Genomic DNA, 14,887 nt, shown 5'->3' on the forward strand with positions numbered 1-14,887 from the left:
GCACCGCCGCCCCTCCCGGCGCGTGCCGGCCGGCTCCGGACGACGACGCCGCGCCGTCACAGCTCGAAGAGCGGAACATCCTGGAAACCCGCGGGATGGTCTGCGGCGCGCTCCGCCGCGCCCCGTCTCCCCGCACTCCGGTCCTGCGAGCGCCCCCGCCGCGAGGCCGAGCCCGCCCTACCCGACCCGTCCGCGGCGTCGGCATCGGCATCCGGGGTGCGCAGCAGCCGACCCAGCTGCTCCACCCGCCCGCCGGCGTTCTCGACGTCGTTCACAGCCCGGGCGATCAGCTCCAGGGAGATCTCCGGCATCGGCTCCAGCCCGTGCACCACCCGCTCGTGCAGCTGACTCGGGGTGTACGGCAGGCCCAGGCGCCGAGCCACCAGCCACGTCACGGACTCGGCCTCGGTCTCCGCGCCGGCGTCACTGACCCACTCCCGGCGCGCACCGGCCGCCCGGCCCGACGACACCCTGGCGCCGGTCTGAGCGTCATCCTCCGCGGGGTGGCGCACGTGCCCCAGGCACACCACCGCGAGGCCCTTGACCAGGGTCAGGAAGGTCGCGGTGGGATCCGGGCCGGGCACCAGCCGCGCCTCCCACCACACGGTGCTGCCCGGCCTGGCCGCGACCTCGCCCTGACCGGGCGGACCGAACTCGGCGTGTGGCAGCGGGACCATGCGCACCGACGGGGCGGAGGCCTGCTCGGCGAGGTCCGGGGTCACGTTCAGCGCCCCCAGGCGCAGCAGGACCCGGCGCAGTCCCTCCCGCGTCACGGCGCCCTCCCCCGGGAAGGGACGGTGGAAGCTCTCCGGCGGAGTGGGACCCTCGGTGTCCGTGACGTCGTAGAGGAACTCCACCGGGCCGAAGGGCTGCAGCGTGATCAGCCGCTGCGCCCCGGGACGGATGCGCCGCCCGACCTTCCGCCACCGCTCCTGGGTAGCCACCCGGCGGGCCTCCGGCCGCTGCACCTGCACCAGCCACGCGTTGTACCCGCCGATCCGCGGCATCCCGGCCACGGCGTCTTCGAAGCGGCGCAGCTGGGCGCCGGTGCGCGGGGCGCGGGCGGCGTCCAGCTGATCGGTCTGGAAGAGATCACCCTGCTGCTCCCGCGCTGTCATGGCACCATCCTACGGAAGCGCTGCGCGAGCATGGCCGCCGCGGCCGCACGCAGCTCCGGGGCCGACGACGACGCCACCTCCGACGCCGCCACCCCGGGCCCGCCGGAGCTCACTCCACCCGGGAGGTCACCGACGTCGGGTGCTCCACGGTGCGCGAGACCGTGCAGTCCTTGTCATGGGACAGCGCCACCAGCCGCGGCACCATGCGCTCGGCCTGCCGACCGGGCCCGTCGTCCGGGAAGCGCACCCGGAAGCTCAGCTCCACATCGTTCAATCGGGCTCTGCCGGTCTCGTCCGTGCCCTTGATCGCCGAGGCCTCCACCGCGAAGCTCTCCGGTTCGGTGCGCCGGGAGGTCACCACGTCCACGTCCACCGCGGAGCAGCCGGCGGTCGCGGCCAGCAGCAGCTCCACCGGGGAGAGCAGGCCCTCCCCCTGCCCGAAGTCCAGGGTGGCACCGGCGGCGTTGACCGCGCGGTAGCGCTTCTGCCCGATCCGCTCGATGGTCACCGACCGGTAGCCGGGGTCCTCGGTGCGGGCTGCACTGGCGGCGTCCTCCGAGGAGGGAGCGGTGGAGGCGGCGACGTCGGCCGCGTCGTCGGGCTGGGCGGGCTGGGGCTGCGTGTTCTCACTCATGCCCGGCACAACCGGGAGGCTGCGGCGGGGTATTCCCCTGACGGATGTCACGGGCAGGTCATGACACCGGCGATCCGCCCCGGCCCCGCCCCAGCGGGAGGCTGGAGGCATGACAGACAACGCCATCCGGGCTCGCAGCCTGGCCAAGACCTTCCCCGCCCGCCGCGGCGCCGGACCCGTGCACGCCGTGCGCGGGGTGGACCTCGACGTCTCCCCGGGGGAGGTGATCGGGCTTCTCGGACCCAACGGCGCCGGCAAATCCACGCTGATCGACATGATCCTGGGGCTGACCACCCCCACCGGCGGTGAGCTGCGGGTCTTCGGCGCCTCGCCGCGGGCCGCCGTTCGCGCCGGACGGGTCGGGGCCATGCTGCAGTCCGGCGGACTCCTGCCGGATCTGCGCGTGAAGGACACGGTGCGCATGATCGCCGCGACCCACCCCCACCCGCTGCCGGTGGACCGGGTGCTCGCCGAGGCGGACCTGACCGGGATCGCCGATCGGCGCGTGGGCTCCTGCTCCGGCGGGCAGCAGCAGCGGCTGCGCTTCGCCCTGGCGGTGCTGGCGGACCCGGACCTGCTGATCCTGGATGAGCCGACCGCCGGCATGGACGCCGCCGCCCGGCACGACTTCTGGCGCGCCATGCACGCCCAGGCCGAGCGGGGCCGCACCATCGTGTTCGCGACCCACTACATCGAGGAGGCCCAGGACTTCGCCGAGCGCATCGTCATGGTGGGCGCGGGCCGCATCCTCGCGGACGGACCCACCGACGTCGTGCGCCGCCGGGTGGCCGGCGCCACCGTCTCCGCGGTGCTGCCCCCGGGCCTGGACCCGTACACCCTGCCCGGGGTGCTGGCCGCGGACCGGGACGGGGCGCGCACCCGGCTGTCCACCGCGGATTCCGACGCGCTGGCCCGCCACCTGCTCACCGCGACCGACGCCCGGGAGCTGGCCATCTCCCCGGCCTCCCTGGAGGATGCCTTCCTCGCCCTGACGGATGCCGGGCATCCGTCGGATCCCCACGACGCCGCCACCCCCGGAAAGGCCTGATCCATGTCCCTGACCACCTACACTCTGCTGGACCTGCGCCGCGTGCTCACGGATCGCGCCGGCCTGTTCTTCTCCGTGGCCCTGCCCGTGCTGTTCTACCTGATCTTCGGCGCCATCCAGGACTACTCGGACACCCCGATCGGGGACGGAAACACCGCCGCGTACGTGATGATCGGCATGGCCGTGTACGGCGGCGTCACCGCGGCCGCCGGCAGCGCCGGGTCCACCGTCGTCGAGCAGTCCACCGGCTGGGGCCGCCAGCTGGCCCTGACCCCGCTGAGCCCCGGGAGGTTCCTGCTCTCCAAGACCGTGGTGATCCTGGTGCGCTCCGTGTTGCCGGTGCTGGCCGTGAACCTCGCCGGACTGTTCACCCCGGCCCAGATGCCCGCGGGGCAGTGGATCGGCACCGCAGCGCTGTCCGTGCTGGTCTCCCTGCCCTTCGGGTTCTACGGGATCCTCTTCGGTCAGCTGTTCCGCAGCGAATCGGCCGTGTCCATCTCCTCCACCGCCCTGGTGATCTTGAGCTTCCTCGGCAACGTCTTCTCCCCGCTGCCGCAGTCCCTGCTGGAGGTCGGGCGGTTCACGCCGCTGTACGGTCCGGCCGCGCTGGCCCGGTATCCGCTGGCCGACGGCATCCAGGGCATCAGCGACGCCCCCTACTCCGTCACGGACCCGCTGTGGTATGCCATCATCAACACCGTGGCCTGGGCCGTGATCTTCGCGGCGGTCTGCGCCGGGCTGCTGACGAGGGAGAGAGGACGCGGATGAGCCCGACGACGCCGCGCACCCCCTCCGCGTCCGGCACGTCCGCCGGCTCCCTCGCAGGCTCTCCCGCCCGGGACCGCGGCCGCGGGGTGCGCGGCGGCCTGGCCTGGGGGAACATGCTGCAGGCCGGCATCTGGCTGATCTTCCTGGCCTACCCCGCCAACCTCATCCTGCGCGAGGATCTGACCGGCGGCGAGCGCCTCCTGGCCGTCGCGACCCTGGTCCTGTTCGCGCTCGCCTACCTGCTGGGCTTCGGGCGCATCCCGCTGACCGTGGACGAGGGAGCCGAGAGGGCCGCGTGGCGGATGCTGGTGGCGTGGTGGGCGCTGCTCATCGGGTGCGGCCTGGTGCTGGCCGCGGTGCTGGGCGGACAGGCCCTGGCCGGACTCACCCCGTACTACGTCGCCACCGTCATGTTCACGACGACGCCGCGGCTGGGCCTGCCCCTGTCCGCGGTCATCGTGCTGGGGGCCACCGGGGCGGCCGCGCTCAGCGCCGGCCCCCAGGGGGTGCTCTACCTCAGCGGGGCCCTGTACATCGGCTCGGGCATGGTGATCGTGTCATCGCTGATGGAGCATCGGGAGCGCGGCCGACGCCGGACCGCCGAGGCCCTGCAGGCCGCCCGCGAGCGCGAGCAGGTGGCCCGCGACGTCCACGATCTGCTGGGGCACTCCCTGACGGTGATCAATCTGAAGGCGGAGGTGGCTTCGCGGCTTCTGGCTTCCGATCCGGAGGCGGCGCGGGCCGAGCTGGAGCAGATCTCCCGGACCTCCCGCACGGCCCTGGCCGAGGTCCGCTCCACCGTGACCCGGCTGCGTCAGCCGGATTTCGCCGGTCAGATCCGGGCCGCGGCCCGCGCCCTGGAGACCGCCGGGGTGCGCGCCGAGCTGCCGGACCCGCAGGCCGCGCAGGACGCGGCGGGGGCGGATGCGACGGTGTTCTCCTGGGCGCTGCGCGAGTCCGTGACCAACGTGGTGCGCCACGCCCGGGCGGGCACCTGCCGGGTCACGGTAACCCGGGGGCTGCTGGAGGTCGCCGACGACGGCGTCGGCTGGTCCGGACGCTGCGGCGACGGTCTGCAGGGACTGTCCCGGCGCATCGCGGAGGCCGCCGGCGGCCGGCTGGAGATCCTCGCGGCGGAGCCGGAGACCGGCACGGTGGTGCGGGTGCACACGACGTCGCGGGCCGCAGCAAGCGCCGACAGGCCCGCGGGCCGGACCACGGGAAGGGAGAGCAGATGAGCATCCGCGTGCTGATCGCCGATGACCAGGACCTCGTGCGCGGGGCGCTGGCCGCGCTGCTGGGCATGGAGCCGGATCTGGAGGTCGTGGCGCAGGTGGGCCGCGGCGACGAGGTCGAGGCCGCGGCCCGGGAGTCCGGGGCCCAGGTGGCGCTGCTGGACATCGAGATGCCCGGGGCCACCGGCATCGAGGCGTGTGCGGCCCTGGGTCGGGAGGTGCCCGGATGCTTTCCGGTCATCGTGACCACCTTCGGGCGTCCCGGGTACCTGAAGCGGGCCCTGGCGGCCGGGGCCTGTGGCTTCGTCGTGAAGGACACCCCGCCGGATCGTCTGGCCGAGGCGGTGCGCCGGGTGCACGCCGGGCTGCGGGTGATCGACCCGACCTTGGCCGAGGAGTCCCTGTTCACCCCGGAGAATCCGCTGACCGAGCGGGAGGCGGAGGTCTGCCGGGCCGCGGAGGACGGCGCCCGGCTGCGCGAGGTGGCCGCCCGGGTGCACCTGAGCCCGGGGACGGTGCGCAACCACCTGTCCGCGGTGATCGGCAAGACCGGGACGGACACCCGCTACGAGGCCGTGCGCCAGGCCCGGGACAACGGCTGGCTCTGAGCCGATCCCGACGAGCCGCACCGGGGCTGCGACGCCGGGCCGCGATCCTTGGGCCCGATCTGGCGCTCCGATCCCGACCTTCCGGGTCTGCGGGCTCGGTGCTCCGGTCTTCCGGGGCGGGCGGGGCTCGGCGGGCCCAGCGTTCGATCTGTCAGTCGGGGCTGGCACAGTGGAGGCCATGGACCCTCTCTCGCTCATCGTCGTCGCCATGCTGGCCCTGCTCCTGGGGATCGCGCTCGGGTATCTCCTGGCCGGCCGGTCCCGATCCTCGGATGCCGGGCTCGCGGAGCAGAACTCCCGGCTGCGCGCGGAGCTGGCCGGCGCCGCGTCCACCGCGGATCAGCTGCGCGAGCGCGTGGACGCCCTGGAGGCCCGCTCCGCACGGGATCAGGACGTGCTGCAGGCCCTGGCCCCGGTGCGCACCCAGCTGGCCACGGTGGAGCAGCAGGTGCGGCTGATGGAGCGGGAGCGGGCGGACCAGTTCGGCGCGGTGCGCGAGGCCCTGGAGGGGGCCCGGCGGGGGCAGGAGGAGCTGCGCGAGACCACCCACGGGCTGTCCTCGGCGCTGCGCTCCACCAGTGCCCGCGGCTCCTGGGGCGAGGTGCAGCTGCGCCGGGTCGTGGAGGCCGCGGGGATGACCTCACACGTGGATTTCGCCGAGCAGGTCCACGGCCGGGGTGCTGACCGGGACGGCGCGGACCGCGCGGTGCGCCCGGACATGGTGGTCGCCCTGCCCGGGGGCAAGGAGATCGTGCTGGACGCCAAGGCGCCGCTGAGCTCGTACCTGGAATCCCAGGAGGCCCAGGAGGAGTCCGAGAAGGCCGCCTGGGAGGCCAAGCACGCCAAGGCCGTGCGGGCCCACGTGGACGCCCTGGCGCAGAAGCGGTACTGGGAATCCCGCCAGGTCAGCCCGGAGATCGTGCTGTGCTTCCTGCCGGTGGAGTCCGCGCTCTCGGCGGCGCTGCGAGCGGACGGCACCCTGTTGGATCACGCCGCGGCCCGCGGCATCGCCCTGGTCTCCCCCGTCTCCCTGCTGGCGGCGCTGAAGGCCGTGGCCCTGTCCTGGCGGCAGGAGAGCGTCTCCGAGAATGCCCGCGAGCTGCTGGCCCTGTCCCGCCAGCTCTACGACAGGCTCTCCACCGTGGGCGGTCACCTGCAGGACATGGGGCGGGCCCTGACCCGCTCCGTGGAGTCCTACAACAAGATGCTCGGCTCCCTGGAATCCCGCGTGCTGGTCACCGCTCGGCGCATCAGCGACCTGGATCCGGCGGCCACCGCGGATCCGCGGCTGGAGGTGCCCGGGGTGCAGGCCGCGGCCAAGCCGATCACGGCCCCGGAGCTGCTCCGGGAGCAGCCGCCGACCACGCCCCCGCGGTGAGCGCCCCGGCCGTCGCCTCGTCGGGGTCTCAGCGTCTGGTCACAGCACCTCGGCGTTGCCCCGGCGGGCGGCGAGCACCACGTGCGCGATGATCAGCAGGACGGCGGCCCCCAGCCCCACGCCCAGGCTCGTCAGGCCCCAGCTCGGCTGGTTCTGCGTCAGCGCGGAGACCAGGTGCCGGGCCACGACCCCGCCGGCGCCCTCGGCTCCGGCCACGGCCTCCTGCATCCGCTGGTGCAGCAGCAGGAACGCCCCCCAGGTGGCAAGCCCGGAGGCCGCGCACACCGCGCCCAGGGTCAGGGCCCACCAGCGTCCGGCCAGCACCGCCGCGGCCAGAGCGGCCACCCCCGCCAGGGTGATGAGCACCGGCAGGCGCCCGGTCCACTCCTGGCCGACCCGGATGAAGGCCGCTCCGGGCGCCTCCTGGGCGCCGTCGGGAACCTGCTCCACCGCCACGAGGTGGTCGCCGTCCTCCAGGCCCAGGTCCACCCCGATCGCCGAGCGGACCCGCTCGTCCACGGCCCGGTACAGCGGGGAGGCGTCCACCACCAGGGTCTTCCGGTCCGAGCCGTCGAAGTCGGCCTGGTGGGTCTGGCGCGCCGTCTGCTCCCAGACGCTGCGGAACTCCTCCGAGTCCGCGGCCTTCTGGGCGGCGTCGTGCATGATGCCCTCGGCCTTGTCGTGGAACCAGTTGCTCAGCCCGCTGAACAGGTGCCCCTGGGAGTTCCCGTCCCCGAGGTACTGGGTGACGACCTCGGAGGACATCACATCCTGCACGGAGGCGTCCACCAGCTGATCCCGGAACTGCTGATCCGAGGAGAGCGAGCTCGTGGTGGCCACGAAGCGGTCCTCGTTCTGCAGGTCCTGCTGGAACCAGCACAGGGCCACGCTGAGGGCGGCGAGCGCGACGGCGACCAGCCCGAGCAGCACGGCCAGGACGCCGCGGATCGCGGAGGAGAGGGAGTGGGACATGGGCACCAGCGTAGCCGCTGCCGCCGGTGGGCGAGCCTGGGGACTGCCCCGGCCCGGGCCCCGTCCGTCCACAGCGGGAGCGGCCGAGGCGGCGCACAGGGGCCCGGCGAGTCCCGATCTGTCAGTCGCACCTGGTAGGGATGGACCCATGACCTCCACCTCCGATCCCTCCGCGGCCGCCGGGCACCAGAGCGCGGCCGCGCCGCGCCGCGCCGGTGCGGACCCCGCCGGGGCCCAGGGGTCCGCCCCTCCGCCGGCCCGCGCCAGCCAGACCACCCCGGAGAACCCCTGGCCCCTGCACGTGCTGTCCCGGAAGATGCACGAGTACATCGCCCGGTGCGCTCCCACCTGGGTCGAGGGGCAGATCATCGAGCTGAACCGCCGCGCCCGGGTCACCTACCTGACCCTGCGGGATCTCAGCGAGGAGGTCTCGGTGCCGGTGACGCTGTTCGCCCAGGAGACCGCCCGCCTGGGTGCGGATCTGGAGCGCGGCATGCGGGTGGTGGTGCGGGTCAGCCCGGACTTCTGGCAGAAGACCGGGCGGCTGTCCATGATCGGCTCCGGCATCCGCCAGGTGGGCCTGGGAGACATGCTCGAGCGCATCGAGCGGCTGCGCCGCAAGCTCGACGCCGAGGGCCTGTTCCGTCCCGAACGCAAGCGCCGCCTGCCCGTGCTGCCCCACCGGGTCGGGCTGATCACCGGGCGGGATTCGGATGCGGAGAAGGACGTCATCCGCAACGCCCGGCTGCGCTGGCCGGCCGTGGAGTTCGCCGTCCGGGAGGTCGCCGTCCAGGGGGTGCACGCGGTGCGCCAGGTCGGGGCGGCCCTGGCCGAGCTGGACGCGGACCCGGAGGTGGACGTCATCGTCATCGCCCGCGGCGGCGGCGCCCTGGAGGACCTGCTGCCCTTCAGCGAGGAGGAGCTGATCCGGGCGGTGGCCGCGGCCGGAACCCCCGTGGTCTCGGCCATCGGGCACGAGGCGGACCAGCCGCTGCTGGATCACGTGGCCGATGTGCGGGCCTCGACGCCCACGGACGCCGGCAAGCGGGTGGTCCCGGACGTGGAGGAGGAGCATCTGCGCATCGGGCAGGCCCGGTCCGGGATCCGCCGGGCCGTGGAGCTGTTCCTGGATCGGGAGTCCGCCGGCCTGGCGCAGTTCCGCTCCCGGCCCGTGCTCTCCCGCCCGGAGACCATGCTCCTGGCGCGCGAGGAGGAGACCGACGCCGCCCGGTCCCGGGCCCTGCGGGCTGTGGAGATCGCGGTGGATCGGCATCGGGAGCGCATCGAGGCGCTGCGTTCGCGCGTGGTGGCCCTGTCCCCGCAGCGCACCCTGGACCGCGGCTACGCCGTGGTCCAGACCGAGGGTGGCGCGGTGATCCGCGACGCCGACACCCTGGCCGCCGGGGCCGAGGTGCGGGTGCGCGTGGCCGCCGGCGCCTTCGACGCCGCGGTCACCGCGGTGCACCCCGCAGGCGCCGAACCCCCAGCGCCCGAGGAACCGGTCCCCGAGAAGCCAGCGCCCGGCGAGCCAGCCGCCGACGCCGGAGGCGCCGTCGAAGACCGAGAGACCCCGGAGCCTCCCGAGGCGGCGGATCCCGCCGCGGACCAGAACCCATCACCCGAATCAGCATCCGAGAACGAGGAGCACCGATCATGACCGACCAGCAACAGCAGCAGGACGCCGAGGGCTTCGCCCCCGTGGAGCGGCTGAGCTACGAACAGGCCCGCGAGGAGCTGATGGGCATCGTCTCCCGGCTGGAGTCCGGGGCATCGAGCCTGGAGGAGTCCCTGCGCCTGTGGGAGCGCGGGGAGGCCCTGGCCCAGCGCTGCGAGCAGTGGCTGGACGGGGCCCGCGAGCGCCTGGACGCCGCCAAGGCCCGCCGGGCCGACGCCGCCCGGGACTGAAGCCCCGCACGCGCCCCGGCTCAGCCCTCCTGGTGGTAGCCGTCCAGGAACTCCCCCAGCCGGTCCAGGGCTGTGTCCAGGGTGGAGACGTCCGGGAGGGTCACCAGGCGGAAGTGGTCCGGGGCCACCCAGTTGAAGGCCGTGCCGTGGCTGATGAGGATCTTCTGCTCCTTGAGCAGGTCCAGTGCGAAACGCTCGTCGTCGACGATCCCGAAGCGCTCCACGTCCAGCTTGGGGAACAGGTACAGGGCGCCGTCGGCCTGCCGGCAGCTCACCCCGTCGATCGCGTTGAGCTTGCGGTGGGCCAGGTCGCGCTGCTCCTTCAGCCGCCCGCCGGGCAGGATGAGGTCGTTGATGGACTGGTAGCCGCCCAAGGCGGTCTGGATCGCGTGCTGGGCCGGGACGTTGGCGCACATGCGCATGTTGGCCAGCAGCTTGATGCCCTCCAGATAGTCCCGCGCCTTCCACAGCGGCCCGGTGACGGCCAGCCACCCGGCCCGGTACCCGGCCACCCGGTAGGCCTTGGACAGCCCGGAGAAGGTCAGGCACAGCACGTCGTCCTCGGCCAGCACCGCGGTGTGGACCATCTCGGCGCCGTCGTAGGTGATCTTCTCGTAGATCTCATCGGAGAACAGCACGAGTTCGTGCTCGCGGGCCAGGTCCACGATGGCCTGCAGGGTCTGGCGGGAGTACACCGCCCCGGTGGGGTTGTTGGGGTTGATCACGACGATGCCCTTGGTGCGCGGGGTGATCTTGGCCCGCAGGTCCTCGATGTCGGGGTTCCACCCGTCGGCCTCGTCGCACAGGTAGTGCACCGGGGTGCCGCCGGACAGGGCGACGGAGGCCGTCCACAGCGGGTAGTCCGGGGCGGGCACGAGGATCTCGTCCCCGGGATCGCAGAAGGCCTGCAGGGACAGGGTGATCATCTCCGAGACCCCGTTGCCCAGGAACACCTCGTCCGGCTGCAGATCCAGGATGCCCTGGGTCTGGTAGTACTGCACGACGGCGGTGCGCGCGGAGTAGATGCCCCGAGAGTCCGAGTAGCCCTGGGCGTGCGGCAGGTGCCGGATCATGTCCATCATCACCGCGTCCGGGGCTTCGAAGCCGAAGGGCGCGGGGTTGCCGATGTTCAGCCGCAGGATCCGATGCCCCTGGGCCTCCATCCGCTCGGCCTCCTCCAGCACCGGGCCGCGGATGTCGTAGAGGACGTCATGGAGCTTGTGGGACTGCCGGAATTGAGCCATGTGATCCAGCGTATACCGATCCGGTCTCAGAACCGGACCCGGCTCAGTCGGTGCCCTCCTGGACCCAGAACGCGGCGGCATCCTGCGCGGAGACCGCATCCGGCCCGCTCATCAGCTGATCCAGGAACGTCAGGTCCGAGGTGCTGAGCTTCCCTGACACGGTGTTCAGGGCGTCCACGGCGGAGGAGGGCAGGGTGTCCGCGCGCACCACGGGCACCACCTGCTGGGCGATGAAGTCGGCCTGGGGGTCCTCCAGGACCACGAACCCGTTCTGTCCGATCGCGGCCGACGCCGTGGGGATGTCCGCCACGTCCACGGTGGCATCGGCCAGCTCATCGACCAGCCGGGAGGGATCGGACTGCTCCACGTAACGTCCCGGGGAGCAGTCGTAGAGACGGCGCAGCCCGGCCGTGCCGTAGGAGCGCTCCGCGAACCCCGGCGGGGTGCCGAAGCGCAGCTTCCCGCAGTGCGCGGCCAGGTCCGAGATGCTGGACAGCTCGTACTTCGCGGCGGTCGCGCGGGTGACCACGAGGGCGTCGCGGTTCTCCGCGGAGGCGGGATCCAGGGTGCTCAGCTGCCGCGGCAGGACCCGATCCACGGTGGAGGAGATGTCCCCCGGGGACATTCCCTGCACGTTCAGCCCGGTCGGGGTCGGGGTGGGTCCCCCCGAGGCCGAGGCCGCCCCCGACGCCGCCGCGGAGACGCTCGGGGTGGGGGCCTCGGTCACGCTGGGGTTGCGGGCGCCGTCGTCGGTCAGGTGCAGCAGCAGGGCCCCGGTGTAGTCGGGGGTGATCAGGGGCGCCTGGTCCCCGCCCTCGGCCATGGCGCTGAGGTACTCCTGCCGGGTCCCGCCGTCCACGACCTCCACGGTGTAGCCGGCATCGCGCAGGGTGCGGGCGTAGATCTCCGCGATGACGCCGGTCTCGGCGCTGGTGCCCCGCCCGATGCGCACGGTGCCGAAGGCCGAGGCGGAAGGGTCCGGGGTGATCTCGTCGGTGCCGCCGCACCCGGTGAGCAGGAGCAGCAGGGCCCCGGCGAGGCAGAGCAGGCGCACGATCCGGCGGGACACGGAGCTCATGGTCTTCGTCCCCTGCTTCAGTGCTTCAGGCCGTAGTAGCGGGCGGCGACCTCCACGAGGGAGACCTTGCGCAGGGAAGGCAGCTCCTCCAGCGGCACCCACCGGACCCCGTCGGTGGAGTCATCGTGCGCGGTCACGCCCTCGGAGCCGCCCACGATGTACCCGCGGTAGAGGATGCGCAGGGCGTGGAAGGTGCGGGCGTGGCCCTCCTCGTAGTACTTGCTGTCCACCCCGAGCAGCCCGTCCAGGGCCACCCGGTACCCGGATTCCTCGTAGGCCTCGCGGATCGCGGCCTGCTCGGCGGTCTCCCCGACCTCCATGCCCCCGCCCGGCAGGGTCCACGCGGCCCGCTCCGGGTGGCGCTCGCCGGTCCAGTGCGTGAGCAGCATCCTGCCCTGCTCGATGATCACCACGTAGGCGGCCGGTCGCGTGTCCATCACAAGTGCCATGCCCTCCAGTCTAGAGAATCGCCGTCGACGATCGCCGGGGTCCGATCCCTCCGGCCAGGCCCCACTCCGTCCATCCGCCGCGGCCCGGCACCCGGGTGGCGCCACGGCCTGGCACCCGGTGCCACCCCGACGCCGGAAGGTCCACCGGGCGTCCAGGCGGCGCTGAGCGGCGGCGCAGGCGGCGCGGATAGGATCGCGTGCATGAGCACCACCAGCGCGCCTCTGCTGAACGCCGTCACCGCCGCCTCCGTGTGGGACGAGGTCTCCACCCCCTCCTTCTGGCTGGACGCCCCGCTGCGGATCGTGCTGATCCTGCTGATCGCGGGTGTGGCGAACATCCTGGCCCGCTTCCTCATCCGCAAGGTCACCGACGGGGTGGCCCGGGGCACCAAGGCCCGCATCATCTCCCGGCGCACGGAGAAGGGGCTGCGCTGGGTCGAGGACACGGGGCTGTCCAACGAGCGCCAGTACCAGCGGGCCAAGACGGTCGGGTCCGTGCTGCGCTCGGTCGCCACGATCACCATCTGGACGATCGCGGTGCTGATGATCATCTCCGAGCTGGGATTCAACATCGCCCCGGTCATCGCCTCCGCCGGTATCGCCGGTGTGGCCCTGTCCTTCGGCGCGCAGTCCCTGGTCAAGGACTACCTGGCGGGGGTGTCCATGGTTGCGGAGGATCAGCTGGGCATCGGCGACGTGGTGGACCTCGGGGAGGCCAGCGGCACCGTGGAGTCCGTGGGGCTGCGGGTCACGCAGGTGCGCGACGTCGAGGGCACCCTGTGGCACGTGCGCAACGGGGCCGTGGTGCGGGTGGGCAACCAGTCCCAGGGCTGGGCTCGGACCGTGCTGGACATCCCGGTGGCCTACAACAGCGACCTGGATGCCGTGACCGAGCTGCTGCTGGAGACGGCCCGGCGGGTGCGGGAGACGACGGAGGAGGGCAAGTCCATCCTGGATGACCCGGAGGTGTGGGGCGTGGAGCAGATGAGCGGCGAGTCCCTGACGCTGCGCCTGGCGGTGAAGACGGCGCCGCTGCAGCAGTGGGCGGTGGCCCGGGTGCTGCGCGCCCAGATCAAGCGGGCCCTGGACCGGGAGGGGTACCGGATGCCGCTGGCCAACCAGTCGATCATCCACCAGACCTCCAGCTTCGCCCGGATCACCCCGGAGCAGGCGGCACAGGGCGCGCAGGGGGCGACCTCGGCCGGCACGGCCGCGGCGGTCAGCGCGGAGACCTCCGACCCCTCCGTGGGGTCTTCCTCCCGCGGTGGGGGGCACTCGACGGGGAGCGGGTCCGCCGGGAACCGGCAGAAGTCCGGTCGCCGCTGACCCGGCCCCGTTTCCCCGCTGGTGCGGGCCGCTCCTGCGCGGCCTCGCCCCGGGAGCTTCCCGCCCGGCGGCCCCGGGTGATGCCCACGAACTCCTGGATCACGGCCTCCTCCGCGGCCGCCTGCTCACCGGAGGCCTGCGGTTCCGGCAGACGCGGCCACACCAGGTGCACCTCGGTCTCGGGCAGGTCCGGGACGGGGCGGTGCACCAGATCCTTCCGGTGGTGAAGCCGCGCCAGGGACATCGGCACCACGAGCAGCCCCAGCCCCGCCGCGACCAGCTCGACGGCGTCGCCCGTGTGCCGCATCGCCGGGAGCTCCCGCTCGATCTGCCCCGCGGCCTGAAGGTGCTCGGCGCGCAGCCGCGCCCACGCGGGGACCTCGGCCAGGTCCTGGAGCAGCCGCTCGGAGGCCAGCTCGGCCACGGGCACCTCATCCAGGAGGGTCAGCACGTGGTCGGCCGGCAGCACGACGACGGGCCGCTCCCGGTACAGCGGCACGGCGTGCCAGCGGTCCCGGTCCCGGCTGCCCGGGGCGGCCTCGGGGCGCAGGAGCGCGGCGTGAGCCTCTCGACGCTGGAGCACCGCCAGCGGATCCCCATCCTCTTCCAGGGGCACGGGGTCCAGCGGGATCCGGGCGCCGAAGCGCTCCTGCCACCGCCCGAACCACTTGCTCGGCATGATTCCGGGGACGAAGGCGACGCTCAGGCCCCCGGTGGCGGGCCGCACGGTGGGTCGGTGCGCCGACGCGCTGGTGCCGGGCTCGTCATCGGTGCCATGGACGTCGGAGGCCTCGACGCAGACGGCCTCGACGTCGGCGGTGGGGTGCTCCGGAGCGGCGTCGCCGGGCAGCGGGTGGGGCGGCTGGTGGGACATGGGGACAACCTAGCAGGCGCCCGTCCGGTGACCGGCCTCCGGTTTTGACGCGCGCGGACACAGGCCATACGATGGGGTGGTTGCCGCACGGGGCTATAGCTCAGTTGGTAGAGCGTTTCGTTCGCAATGAAAAGGTCAGGGGTTCGATTCCCCTTAGCTCCACTGCCAGGAAGGCCGCGGATCCGCCAGCACGGCGGGTCCGCGGCCTTCCGCCGTTCCCGCGCCTCCCATCTCGGTCAGCCCGGCCCGG

15 protein-coding genes and 1 tRNA gene are annotated in these 14,887 nt (G+C 73.3%); 9 read left to right on the top strand and 7 right to left on the bottom strand.

The window, feature by feature from the left end; genetic code table 11:
- Window positions 1-56 precede the first annotated feature (56 nt).
- Window positions 57-1,118 carry a hypothetical protein gene (locus I6G21_RS00915; protein ID WP_129357386.1) on the bottom strand — a complete coding sequence of 354 codons (1,062 nt, stop codon included), beginning with the start codon at window positions 1,116-1,118 and terminating at the stop codon, window positions 57-59.
- Window positions 1,119-1,227: 109 nt separating this feature from the next.
- Window positions 1,228-1,752 carry an OsmC family protein gene (locus I6G21_RS00920; protein WP_129357385.1) on the bottom strand — a complete coding sequence of 175 codons (525 nt, stop codon included), beginning with the start codon at window positions 1,750-1,752 and terminating at the stop codon, window positions 1,228-1,230.
- 109 nt (window positions 1,753-1,861) lie between these two features.
- On the opposite strand from I6G21_RS00920, the gene I6G21_RS00925 reads away from it, so the two are divergent.
- From I6G21_RS00925 to I6G21_RS00945, 5 genes are all read left to right on the top strand, one after another.
- A complete protein-coding gene (locus tag I6G21_RS00925) occupies window positions 1,862-2,800 on the top strand; it encodes an ABC transporter ATP-binding protein (protein WP_129357384.1) in 939 nt (312 codons plus the stop codon).
- 3 nt (window positions 2,801-2,803) lie between these two features.
- The gene (locus I6G21_RS00930) at window positions 2,804-3,568 is read left to right on the top strand and encodes an ABC transporter permease (protein ID WP_129357383.1); all 765 of its coding nucleotides are present in this window, start codon (window positions 2,804-2,806) and stop codon (window positions 3,566-3,568) included.
- The gene (locus I6G21_RS00935; RefSeq protein ID WP_129357382.1) at window positions 3,565-4,806 is read left to right on the top strand and encodes a sensor histidine kinase; all 1,242 of its coding nucleotides are present in this window, start codon (window positions 3,565-3,567) and stop codon (window positions 4,804-4,806) included. Before I6G21_RS00930 ends, I6G21_RS00935 begins: the two co-directional genes overlap by 4 nt.
- Complete coding sequence (locus I6G21_RS00940) at window positions 4,803-5,411, top strand: response regulator transcription factor (protein WP_129357381.1); 609 nt, start codon at window positions 4,803-4,805, stop codon at window positions 5,409-5,411. Before I6G21_RS00935 ends, I6G21_RS00940 begins: the two co-directional genes overlap by 4 nt.
- A 178-nt stretch (window positions 5,412-5,589) precedes the next feature.
- Window positions 5,590-6,789, top strand: coding sequence for a DNA recombination protein RmuC (locus I6G21_RS00945; protein WP_129357380.1), 1,200 nt, complete (start codon window positions 5,590-5,592; stop codon window positions 6,787-6,789).
- Between the two features lie 39 nt (window positions 6,790-6,828).
- On the opposite strand, the gene I6G21_RS00950 is transcribed toward I6G21_RS00945, so the two are convergent.
- Window positions 6,829-7,761 carry a hypothetical protein gene (locus tag I6G21_RS00950; protein WP_165869954.1) on the bottom strand — a complete coding sequence of 311 codons (933 nt, stop codon included), beginning with the start codon at window positions 7,759-7,761 and terminating at the stop codon, window positions 6,829-6,831.
- Between the two features lie 148 nt (window positions 7,762-7,909).
- Between I6G21_RS00950 and xseA the strand changes: the two genes are divergently transcribed.
- Both xseA and I6G21_RS00960 read left to right on the top strand, forming a co-directional pair.
- Window positions 7,910-9,418: an exodeoxyribonuclease VII large subunit gene (gene xseA, locus I6G21_RS00955; RefSeq protein ID WP_129357379.1), complete on the top strand. Its 1,509-nt coding sequence runs from the start codon at window positions 7,910-7,912 to the stop codon at window positions 9,416-9,418.
- Window positions 9,415-9,666 carry an exodeoxyribonuclease VII small subunit gene (locus I6G21_RS00960; protein WP_055684515.1) on the top strand — a complete coding sequence of 84 codons (252 nt, stop codon included), beginning with the start codon at window positions 9,415-9,417 and terminating at the stop codon, window positions 9,664-9,666. The genes xseA and I6G21_RS00960 overlap by 4 nt, the downstream gene beginning before the upstream one ends.
- A 20-nt stretch (window positions 9,667-9,686) precedes the next feature.
- Here the strand turns inward: I6G21_RS00960 and I6G21_RS00965 are convergent, their stop codons facing one another.
- From I6G21_RS00965 to I6G21_RS00975, 3 genes are read right to left on the bottom strand one after another with little or no spacing between them, the layout of a single operon-like run.
- Window positions 9,687-10,910: a pyridoxal phosphate-dependent aminotransferase gene (locus tag I6G21_RS00965; RefSeq protein WP_061225782.1), complete on the bottom strand. Its 1,224-nt coding sequence runs from the start codon at window positions 10,908-10,910 to the stop codon at window positions 9,687-9,689.
- A gap of 43 nt (window positions 10,911-10,953) precedes the next feature.
- Window positions 10,954-11,988, bottom strand: coding sequence for an ABC transporter substrate-binding protein (locus tag I6G21_RS00970; protein ID WP_058730845.1), 1,035 nt, complete (start codon window positions 11,986-11,988; stop codon window positions 10,954-10,956).
- Between the two features lie 17 nt (window positions 11,989-12,005).
- Window positions 12,006-12,437, bottom strand: coding sequence for an NUDIX hydrolase (locus tag I6G21_RS00975; protein ID WP_224799845.1), 432 nt, complete (start codon window positions 12,435-12,437; stop codon window positions 12,006-12,008).
- A gap of 201 nt (window positions 12,438-12,638) precedes the next feature.
- Between I6G21_RS00975 and I6G21_RS00980 the strand changes: the two genes are divergently transcribed.
- A complete protein-coding gene (locus I6G21_RS00980) occupies window positions 12,639-13,763 on the top strand; it encodes a mechanosensitive ion channel family protein (protein WP_129357378.1) in 1,125 nt (374 codons plus the stop codon).
- On the opposite strand, the gene I6G21_RS10770 is transcribed toward I6G21_RS00980, so the two are convergent.
- Entirely contained in the window at window positions 13,657-14,637 is a 981-nt protein-coding gene (locus I6G21_RS10770) for a LysR substrate-binding domain-containing protein (RefSeq protein WP_129357377.1), read from the bottom strand. The two genes, I6G21_RS00980 and I6G21_RS10770, sit on opposite strands and share 107 nt — an antisense overlap.
- Window positions 14,638-14,726: 89 nt before the next feature.
- Here I6G21_RS10770 and I6G21_RS00990 point away from each other — a divergent pair.
- A tRNA-Ala gene (locus tag I6G21_RS00990) sits at window positions 14,727-14,799 on the top strand.
- The last annotated feature ends 88 nt before the right edge of the window (window positions 14,800-14,887 follow it).

The sequence above is a fragment of the Rothia kristinae genome (assembly GCF_016028855.1).
Lineage (GTDB): Bacteria > Actinomycetota > Actinomycetes > Actinomycetales > Micrococcaceae > Rothia > Rothia kristinae.

Bases quoted from the DNA above. Each gene is read 5' to 3' on its own strand.
- I6G21_RS00920 (WP_129357385.1), bottom strand. From the start codon at position 1,752: ATGAGTGAGAACACGCAGCCCCAGCCCGCCCAGCCCGACGACGCGGCC.
- I6G21_RS00960 (WP_055684515.1), top strand. From the start codon at position 9,415: ATGACCGACCAGCAACAGCAGCAGGACGCCGAGGGCTTCGCCCCCGTG.
- I6G21_RS00930 (WP_129357383.1), top strand. From the start codon at position 2,804: ATGTCCCTGACCACCTACACTCTGCTGGACCTGCGCCGCGTGCTCACG.
- I6G21_RS10770 (WP_129357377.1), bottom strand. From the start codon at position 14,637: ATGTCCCACCAGCCGCCCCACCCGCTGCCCGGCGACGCCGCTCCGGAG.
- I6G21_RS00950 (WP_165869954.1), bottom strand. From the start codon at position 7,761: ATGTCCCACTCCCTCTCCTCCGCGATCCGCGGCGTCCTGGCCGTGCTG.
- I6G21_RS00935 (WP_129357382.1), top strand. From the start codon at position 3,565: ATGAGCCCGACGACGCCGCGCACCCCCTCCGCGTCCGGCACGTCCGCC.
- I6G21_RS00970 (WP_058730845.1), bottom strand. From the start codon at position 11,988: ATGAGCTCCGTGTCCCGCCGGATCGTGCGCCTGCTCTGCCTCGCCGGG.
- I6G21_RS00915 (WP_129357386.1), bottom strand. From the start codon at position 1,118: ATGACAGCGCGGGAGCAGCAGGGTGATCTCTTCCAGACCGATCAGCTG.
- I6G21_RS00975 (WP_224799845.1), bottom strand. From the start codon at position 12,437: ATGGCACTTGTGATGGACACGCGACCGGCCGCCTACGTGGTGATCATC.
- I6G21_RS00980 (WP_129357378.1), top strand. From the start codon at position 12,639: ATGAGCACCACCAGCGCGCCTCTGCTGAACGCCGTCACCGCCGCCTCC.
- I6G21_RS00945 (WP_129357380.1), top strand. From the start codon at position 5,590: ATGGACCCTCTCTCGCTCATCGTCGTCGCCATGCTGGCCCTGCTCCTG.
- I6G21_RS00940 (WP_129357381.1), top strand. From the start codon at position 4,803: ATGAGCATCCGCGTGCTGATCGCCGATGACCAGGACCTCGTGCGCGGG.
- I6G21_RS00965 (WP_061225782.1), bottom strand. From the start codon at position 10,910: ATGGCTCAATTCCGGCAGTCCCACAAGCTCCATGACGTCCTCTACGAC.
- xseA (WP_129357379.1), top strand. From the start codon at position 7,910: ATGACCTCCACCTCCGATCCCTCCGCGGCCGCCGGGCACCAGAGCGCG.
- I6G21_RS00925 (WP_129357384.1), top strand. From the start codon at position 1,862: ATGACAGACAACGCCATCCGGGCTCGCAGCCTGGCCAAGACCTTCCCC.